Source organism: Streptomyces altiplanensis (assembly GCF_053591575.1).
Genome location: NZ_JBSFUB010000192.1, coordinates 1 through 5,142 on the forward strand (window position 1 = coordinate 1; position 5,142 = coordinate 5,142).

4 protein-coding genes and 1 pseudogene are annotated in these 5,142 nt (G+C 72.7%); 3 read left to right on the forward strand and 2 right to left on the reverse strand.

Translation table 11 applies throughout. The features are described from left to right. Window positions 1-84 precede the first annotated feature (84 nt). Window positions 85-1,878 (reverse strand): thiamine pyrophosphate-requiring protein, encoded by a 1,794-nt coding sequence (locus ACWD0Y_RS36095; protein WP_450264490.1) that lies wholly within the window; start codon window positions 1,876-1,878, stop codon window positions 85-87. A 281-nt stretch (window positions 1,879-2,159) separates the two neighbouring features. Here ACWD0Y_RS36095 and ACWD0Y_RS36100 point away from each other — a divergent pair, with 281 nt between their 5' ends. Beyond that, on the forward strand, window positions 2,160-2,954 hold the full coding sequence (locus ACWD0Y_RS36100) for an RNA polymerase sigma factor SigF (RefSeq protein WP_450264491.1): 795 nt from the start codon (window positions 2,160-2,162) through the stop codon (window positions 2,952-2,954). Here the strand turns inward: ACWD0Y_RS36100 and ACWD0Y_RS36105 are convergent. Next, complete coding sequence (locus ACWD0Y_RS36105) at window positions 2,902-4,107, reverse strand: PAS domain-containing protein (protein ID WP_450264492.1); 1,206 nt, start codon at window positions 4,105-4,107, stop codon at window positions 2,902-2,904. The genes ACWD0Y_RS36100 and ACWD0Y_RS36105 overlap by 53 nt on opposite strands. Before the next feature lie 76 nt (window positions 4,108-4,183). Here ACWD0Y_RS36105 and ACWD0Y_RS36110 point away from each other — a divergent pair, with 76 nt between their 5' ends. Further along, a complete protein-coding gene (locus tag ACWD0Y_RS36110) occupies window positions 4,184-4,891 on the forward strand; it encodes an ANTAR domain-containing response regulator (RefSeq protein WP_450264493.1) in 708 nt (235 codons plus the stop codon). 116 nt (window positions 4,892-5,007) lie between these two features. Beyond that, window positions 5,008-5,142: pseudogene (locus tag ACWD0Y_RS36115) on the forward strand (pyridoxal phosphate-dependent aminotransferase); the annotation flags it as partial.

The window sequence follows — 5,142 nt, forward strand, 5'->3', positions numbered from 1 at the left end:
CGGGTCCGGAGACCGGACCCGCCCGCCGCTCGCGTGCGGCCCCTGCGGCCGGATCCGGGACCGGTCCCGGATCCGGCCCTCCGGTCAGCCCGCGTCCCCGCCGGGGAGGAACTCCTGGAGCTTCGACTTCAGGCCCTGCTTCATCACCGCGCCGGCCTCCGGGTCCCCCTTCACGAGCGCCGACGCCGTCGCCTCGATCTGGTCCCACGTCGCGTGCGGCGGGACCGGCGGCACCGACGGATCGGTGACGAAGTCCAGCACCACCGGGCCCTCCGCCGCCAGCGCGGCCCGCCACGCGCCCTCCACCTCCTCCGGCTTCTCCACCCGGATCCCGGTGAGGCCGACCGACTCGGCGAACGCCGCGTACGACACGTCGGGGAGCGACTGCGACGGCAGGAAGGACGGGGCTCCGCCCATCGCGCGCAGCTCCCAGGTCACCTGGTTGAGGTCCCGGTTGTTCCAGACGGCGACTACCAGCCGCGGGTCCTCCCACAGGTGCCGGTACTTCGCGACGGAGATCAGCTCCGCCATGCCGTTCATCTGCATCGCCCCGTCACCGACGAGCGCGATCGCCGGACGGTTCGGGTGCGCGAACTTCGCCCCGATCGCGTACGGCACACCGCACCCCATCGTGGCCAGCGTCCCCGACAGCGACGCCCGCATGTCCCCGCGCAGCCGCACGTGGCGCGCGAACCAGTTGGTGGCCGACCCCGAGTCGGCGGTGATCATCGCGTGGTCCGGAAGCAGCGGGGACAGCGCCGCCGCCACGTGTTCCGGATTGACCGGATCGGCCGACAGGGAGGCCCGCCGCTCCATGACCTCGGTCCACCGCGCGACGCCCGCGCAGATCTCGTCGAACCAGTCCCGCGACTCCTGGCGCCGCAGCAGCGGGATGAGCTCGCGCAGCGTCGCCCGCGCGTCGCCGACGAGGTTCACCTCGTACGGATAGCGCATCCCGATCATATGCGGGTCGATGTCGATCTGCACGGCCCGCGCCTTGCCGAACTCCGGCAGGAACTGGGAGTACGGGAAGCTGGAACCGATGGTCAGCAGCGTGTCGCAGTCCCGCATCATCTCGTACGACGGGCGGGTGCCCAGCAGCCCGACCGAGCCCGTGACGTACGGCAGCTCGTCGGACAGCACGTCCTTGCCGAGCAGCGCCTTCGCGACCCCCGCCCCCAGCAGCTCCGCGACCTCCGCGACCTCGGCGCGCGCCCCGGCCGCGCCCTGGCCGGCCAGGATCGCGACCTTGTCGCCGGCGTTGAGCACGTCGGCCGCCCGCCGCAGCGCGTCCGGCGAGGGCATCGCCGTCCAGCTGCTGCGGTCCAGGCTGGAGGGGACCATCTTGAAGGCGTGCGGCGGCGGAGTGTACTCCAGCTCCTGCACGTCCGCCGGCACGATGACCGCGGTCGGACAGCGCCGGGCGTACGCCGTGCGGATCGCCCGGTCCAGCACGTTCGGCAGCTGCTCCGGCACGGTCACCGTCTCCACGAAGTCGGAGGCGACGTCCTTGAACAGCGAGTGCAGGTCGACCTCCTGCTGGTACGAGCCGCCCATCGCGCTGCGCGCGGTCTGGCCGACGATGGCCAGCACCGGCACGTGGTCGAGCTTGGCGTCGTACAGGCCGTTGAGGAGGTGGATCGCGCCGGGCCCGGAGGTCGCGGCGCACACGCCGAGCCGGTTGCCGAACTTCGCGTACCCGACCGCTTCGAACGCGGCCATCTCCTCGTGCCGGGACTGGATGAAACGCGGCTGGTCCTCGGCGCGGCCCCAGGCGGCCAGCAGGCCGTTGATGCCGTCCCCCGGATAGCCGAAGACGCACTCGACTCCCCACTCGCGCAGGCGCGACAGGATCCGGTCGGCAACATCGGTGCTCATATGGGGGCCTCCTACGGGCTGTGCGGAGCGGCTGGACGTGCGGAGCGGCCGAAAAGGCAGCACTGTGCCGAGTACCAGGGATGCGGCGACGGAAACCGGACGCCCGCGAACCCGACCCGTTTGGCGTGCCGAGGCGGGGGCACGTGCTCCATGTGCTTCGGACCGGAGGCACGTCCGTGGGAGCGGCAATGCGCTCCGGACGTGTCACGTCCAGGAGCCCGGCAGCCTCCCCACGGTGATATCCGTCCGCCGTCTGCACCGTTCAGGGAGTTGCAACGAAGATGCGTACAACCGCCGTTCGCAGGACGCACCCGCACGACGACGCCCCCGACACCACCGAGGCCTTCCGCCGCTTGTGCGCCATGCCCGAGGGCGAGGAGCGGGACGCCGTGCGCCGGGAGATCGTGAACGCCTGGCTGCCGATGGCGGACCGGCTCGCGGGCCGGTTCCGCAATCGCGGCGAGGCCATCGAGGACCTGCGTCAGGTGGCCGCACTGGGCCTGGTCAAGGCCGTCGACCGCTACGACCCGGACCGCGGCTCGGCCTTCGAGAGCTTCGCCGTGCCGACCATCACCGGCGAGATCAAGCGGCACTTCCGCGACCACATGTGGACCCTCCACGTGCCGCGCCGCGTCCAGGACCTCCGCAACCGGGTCCGCGCCGCCAGCCAGGACCTGGCCACGACCGTGTCGGGCCGTGCCCCCACCGTCGCGGAGATCGCCGAGCACGCCGGCATGAGCGAGGAGGAGGCCCGCACCGGGATGGAGGCGCTCGACTCCTTCACCGCCCTGTCCCTGGACGCCCAGCTGCCCGGCACGGGCGACGGTTACTCGCTCAGCGACGCCCTCGGCGGCCTCGACGGCGCGCTCGACGTCATCGTCGACCGCGAGGCCGTCAAGCCGGCGCTCAGCCGGCTCCCCGAGCGCGAGAAGAAGATCCTCTACATGCGCTTCTTCCGGGACATGACGCAGAGCCGCATCGCCGAGGACCTCGGACTCTCCCAGATGCACGTCTCCCGGTTGATCAGCCGCTGCTGTACCCGCCTGCGCGACGAGGCTCTGCGGGACGCCGCATAGCGAGCGCGGCATGGCGTGACATCAGGTCCATGGCCTGGCCCTCCGCCATCGAGAACGCCCGTCGGACGCCCGTACGGAAAAGGGTGAGGACCCCCTGTACGGGCCCGGTGGACCCGCCGTCGGCCGGCGCCGTCAGCGGCACGCACAGCAGCGAGGTGACGTCCGCCCGTACGAGCACGGGGCCGCCCGCCGGATCCCGGCCGAAGCCGTCCGTGTCCTCCGGCTGCACCTGGAGGGACGCGCAGCCGCCGCGGGCGGCCTCCGTCACCAGCGGGCACGAGGCCGGGTCCTGTCCCGCCACCGCCTGTGCCAGGGCCTGGGCGTCCGGGTCCCCCGGACCGAGGACCAGGGCGCGCTTGAGCGCCCTGCCCGCGACGGTGTCGGCGACCACCCAGTCGGCGAACCGCCCGTGCAGGGTCCGCGCCGCGCCTGCGAGAACCGCCTCCCGGTCGCCGGGCGCGACGGACAGCAGCTGTGTGGTCATCGCGTCGAGGAGATCCATCAGCTCCGCGTGACGGGTCGTCTCCGACAGGTCCGGCAGCGCGGGGCGCCGTCCCGCCGCGACGGCCCCCGGAGCCGGGTACACGCCGGTGGAAAGACCGGGCTGGAGGACGGTGAGCACCACCGGATGCGGCTCGTCCGGCGGACGCAGCGCGCTCATGGTGGCCAGCAGCCGTTCGTGCGGGCGCTGCTGGAGATGGACGGTCAGACTCCGGTCGCCCTCGCCGCGGGCCACGGCCGCGGCCTGCGAGCGGAACGCGGCCCGGTCCCCGGGGCTGAGGAGGGCCGCCAGCGGCCGCCCCGTCGCATATCCGGCCCGTACGCCGGTGAGCCCCGTCGCGGCGAAGTTCATCCGCCGTACGACGGTGTCCCTGTCCACCAGGGCCACCGGCAGCGGCAGCCGCTGGAACAGGGCCTTGAGCTCCTGTCGCTCCTGTCGCTCCTGCCGGTCGGGGGAGGGGGCGCTGGGGGCGGCCGCCTTCAGCTGCTCGTACTGCGGCCACAACGTGTCGGCCACGTGCCGGAGTTCGAAGAGGGCCGCGTCCAGAAGGGCGAGATGTTCATCGGGAGGCAGGGCACGGCCCGCCCTCAATTCACCGATCCGCCTGACGAAATCCGCCAGTTCCGCGCCGAAGTCGTCCGTCTGCGTCATACGAGAAAGCTAACCGGTCCAGCGGTTTTGCGGACCCGGGGGCGGGAAGCCGCACCACGACAGGGAGGACGCCGCCATGCTGACCGAGCAGGAACTCCAAGGGCCGGAGCCCGACTCCGTGGTGCGCAGGCTGTCCGAGCTGGCGCAGCAGTCCGCGCGCTGCGCCCCCGCCTGCTGCGGCGCCGTGGCGACGATCGCCGACGGCGGCACGGAACGGCGCACCTCGGCGACCCACCCGGACCTGGCCGCGCTCGCCTCCGTCCAGCTCGACCTCGGTGACGGACCGATCCCGACCGCGCTGGACCGGGGCGAACCCGTGGACACGGAGGACCTGCTGAACGAGGAGCGGTGGCCCCGGTACCGGGCCCTGGCGCTCGATTCCGGGGTGAGGGCCAGCATGACCATTCCGTTCTGCCGGGCCGGCATGGAGGTCACCGTCAGTCTCTACAGTTTCCGCCCCGGCTCCCTGGAGCGCGCGGCGTACGGCCCGGTGGGCGTCCTCGGTGAGCAGACCACCGCGAGCCTGGTCCGTGACCGGCGCTACCGCGAGGCCCTCGCCGAGGTCGGCCAGCTGGAGACGGCGCTGCGCTCGCGCGCCGTGATCGACCAGGCCAGCGGAATCGTGATGCATGTACTGCGCTGCGACAGCGACGAGGCGTTCGCGGTACTGCGGCAGATGTCGCAACGGACGAACCGCAAGCTGGCGGAGGTCGCCGAGGCGGTCGTCCGCGACAGGGGGCGCGGCCTGGAGAGCACCCTGGCCCGGCTCGCACCGCCCCACTAGGAACCCGGCTCCCGGGCCCGGCCCCAGAAGCGCTGTGCTGGAACCACCCGTATAACCGTATACGGGGCAAGTAACCGTATACAGGGTGATCCGATCGGCGTGGAGGTGACGTCATCATGCAGCGGACGGTCGAGGAAGGCCGTGGCCCCGTCCGGTACGGGCCGCCCGCCCCCGAGCCCGGCCTGCCCGTCCTGCCCGAGCTGTCCGCCGTGCTCGCCGCCGCCGCCGGGCGCACCGACCCCGAGCCGCCC